Annotated in this window: 3 protein-coding genes; all 3 read right to left on the bottom strand. The window is 25.9% G+C overall.

Features of this window, described 5'->3' with window-relative positions; all coding sequences use genetic code 11:
- Positions 1-268: 268 nt before the first annotated feature.
- Genes HCG70_RS17155 through HCG70_RS17145 form a run of 3 tightly spaced genes read right to left on the bottom strand, consistent with a single transcriptional unit; the run spans position 269 to position 2,613 of the window.
- Entirely contained in the window at positions 269-922 is a 654-nt protein-coding gene (locus tag HCG70_RS17155) for an ABC transporter ATP-binding protein (RefSeq protein ID WP_042403041.1), read from the bottom strand.
- A gap of 7 nt (positions 923-929) precedes the next feature.
- On the bottom strand, positions 930-1,667 hold the full coding sequence (locus HCG70_RS17150) for an ABC transporter permease (RefSeq protein WP_042403037.1): 738 nt from the start codon (positions 1,665-1,667) through the stop codon (positions 930-932).
- On the bottom strand, positions 1,642-2,613 hold the full coding sequence (locus HCG70_RS17145; RefSeq protein WP_042403032.1) for a hypothetical protein: 972 nt from the start codon (positions 2,611-2,613) through the stop codon (positions 1,642-1,644). The genes HCG70_RS17150 and HCG70_RS17145 overlap by 26 nt, the downstream gene beginning before the upstream one ends.
- Between the last annotated feature and the right edge of the window lie 449 nt (positions 2,614-3,062).

The raw sequence follows: 3,062 nt of genomic DNA, 5'->3' as shown, positions 1-3,062 counted from the left end.
TCTTTGTTTTAAGACTCTCAAAAGAATTGCTGGTTTACTTTAACTATATTCTGTTCAATTTTCAAAGACCATTTACTTCGTCGCCCTCAAGCGACTTTCTCATCTTATCATTTATTACGATTCATGTCAACACTTTTTTTAAAAGTTTTTGTTATGTCTCGTAATTGACAATGACTATCTTATCACTTCAAAAGTTAGTTGTCAACAACTTATTTTTATAAGTTTTTTAACCACTTCATCATCAGCGACGTGTTTTATATTAACACTATTAATTAAACTCGTCAATAGATTTATATAAATTTTCTACAATATTTTTTATCTTTACTCCTTCTGCTGTTTCCAATATCCTTACCGGTCTTCCCCCTAATAAATACACAATGTCTGATAGCTTTATTATTTCATCTATACTATGTGTTACTAATATAATAGTAACTATACTTTTTTTTCTTAACTCCATTACTAAGTTAATCATTTCATGTTTGCTTTTAATATCTAATGATTTAAAAGGTTCATCCATTAATATTATATCTGGACTTCCTATTAACGCACGTGCAAAATTTATTCTTTGTCTCATTCCTCCACTAAGTTCATTAGGATAACTATTTTTAAATTCTATCAATCCAATATCTTTTAAAATCTTATCAATTTCTTTTTCTATTTTTTCTTTATCAAAGTACTGTTTTGCAATAATTTTTAAATTAACATATATATTTTCCCAAGGAATTAAATTATCATTTTGAAAAACAAATGCTATTTTTTTATTTTCAAAACAATATTTTTGAGAAATATAATTTAATAACGTTGTTTTGCCACATCCTGACTTTCCAATAATACAATTTATCTTTCCTCTTTTAAATTCTATATTAAAATTTTTATATATTTCATTATCATTATATTTAAAATTTATATTTTTTATTATCATTCTTACCTCATTTATTAAAACTCTTATCCATTATAAAATCAAAAATACAAACTATCAGTGCTATTATAATCATCCATGCGATAACTGCAGCAGTATTTAACTGTATCTTTTCAAATTGTATATTAGATCCTATGCCATATTGTGGCTGAGAATATACCTCACCAGATATAACAACTTTAAATATTAAGGATATTGTTGAAGTCAATATCTTTTTAATTTCTATATAAATCACAGGCATTATTACAAATCTTAGTTTATCACTCCTTGATACTCTATAAACTCTAACCATATGTAATAATCCCTCATCTATATTAAGTAATGAATTTAAAGTTGCCTCATAAAAAATAGGAAATGAAATTACTATACCTATTATCGTTGGTGCAAAATCTTTAGACGTCCATATTAATAATAATACTATAAATGCCATAGTCGGTATTGCCTTTAAAAATACTGTTATTGGATATAAAAAATTATATATAAATTTACTAAAATAACTCCCAATGCCTAAAATTACTGCAATTATTATAGATACTATAAAACTTTTTATACATCTAAAAATGCTATTAAATACTAACCTTAAAAACTGTTCTCTTGATATTATTCTATGCATCTCATTTAAAACATCAAAAAAAGAAGGCAAAAGTAGCCTATTATTAAAACTAATAGCTACCACTTGCCAAACTAATATAATCACAGCAATAGAAATCATTAAATATTTTTTATTTCTTAATGAATATTGCGTCATACCCTCCATTTTCTCCTTTATTATTTTCATCTATAATAGAAAAATATGTTTCATATTCTTGTTCACAATTTTCTATTTTTGTAAAAGCTAAATTACTATTTTTCATTGATTTATCAATTACATCTTTATTTACAGTTATATCAAGTTTTTCACACTGTTCTGCTGCTAACTCAGGATTATTTATTGCCCAATCCTCAGATTCAATAAATTTATTTATAATTTCATCATATAATCCAGAATCTTTTATCGTATTATAAAACTCTTCTTTAATTAATAATGTTGATTGTGGATATCCATTTTCAACATCATGTACTTTTTTCCATTCATCATTTAAATTACATATGATTTTTATATTTTCATTTTTAGCCATTACAGTTGATAGCACCGGCTCTGGTAACACTGCATACTTAGCTTGTCCGCTCATGACCAACGGTGCAAGCTCTGATGCTGCTCCAACATATGAAAAAGTAATATTATTCTCATTAACATTATTATTTTGTAATATATCTTTAAATACTATATCAGGTGTAAGACCTTTTCCTGTATTATATATTTCACATCCCTCTAAATCTAATAAGCTGTCTACTTCTTCTGTTGACACTAAATATAATGATCCCCATCCAATAGTTCCTGCAATCTTATAACCTAAATCTTTCTTATATGCTTGTAATGCCAGATTTGAAGGAACTATAGCCAAGTCAGACTCACCCTTCATTAATTCTGATAAAAGCGTATCTGTTGTCTTTTCTATAGAGCAATTTATAGTAATCTCTTCATCATTTGATTCATCAGATATTAAATTGCTTATTGCTATTGCTGGTAATCCATCTGGACATATTAATGTAGCACTTATATTTTCCTTAGTGATTTTATTATCCTTTTGACCACATGATACTAATAGTACTGAAAATATTACTATTGATATAATACTTAATATTTTTTTCATTTTAATCACCTCGCACTAAATTTTACCATATTATCATATTTACTTCCATATATTTTCATTTTATCATACTACTTCCTTATAAAAATTAATTGTTATTTATATATTTCATATAATAAAAAATGAATTTATCTAACTCTGTTTAATCTATTGACACTCTTTATTGCGTCTTAGTATAAAGAATTTAACGGAATATTAAAACGCTACTTTTTCTTAACAAGAAAGATACCTAGTATAAACTAAGTATCTTCTTACGTTCAACATCCATCGTGACAATTTTTAATACTTCGATTAACCTTCACTAAATTGTACGAAAAGTGAATATTATATCTTTTGCCTCTCCCAGTGGAAAAACAACACGTTGCTCTTTATCCTTTAACTATAATTTAATATAACAAAAAAGTACTTAGCTTTTACACTAAGTACCTTATACTACCTTACAACGTTCATCG

It is taken from the genome of Clostridium sp. K04 (genome assembly GCF_019734375.1).
In the GTDB taxonomy this organism is placed as follows: Bacteria; Bacillota; Clostridia; order Clostridiales; family Clostridiaceae; genus Clostridium; species Clostridium saudiense.
This window is presented reverse-complemented; position numbering and strand designations above follow the sequence as displayed.

Coding starts and splice junctions, on each gene's coding strand:
- HCG70_RS17145 (WP_042403032.1), bottom strand. CDS start 2,613: ATGAAAAAAATATTAAGTATTATATCAATAGTAATATTTTCAGTACTA.
- HCG70_RS17150 (WP_042403037.1), bottom strand. CDS start 1,667: ATGACGCAATATTCATTAAGAAATAAAAAATATTTAATGATTTCTATT.
- HCG70_RS17155 (WP_042403041.1), bottom strand. CDS start 922: ATGATAATAAAAAATATAAATTTTAAATATAATGATAATGAAATATAT.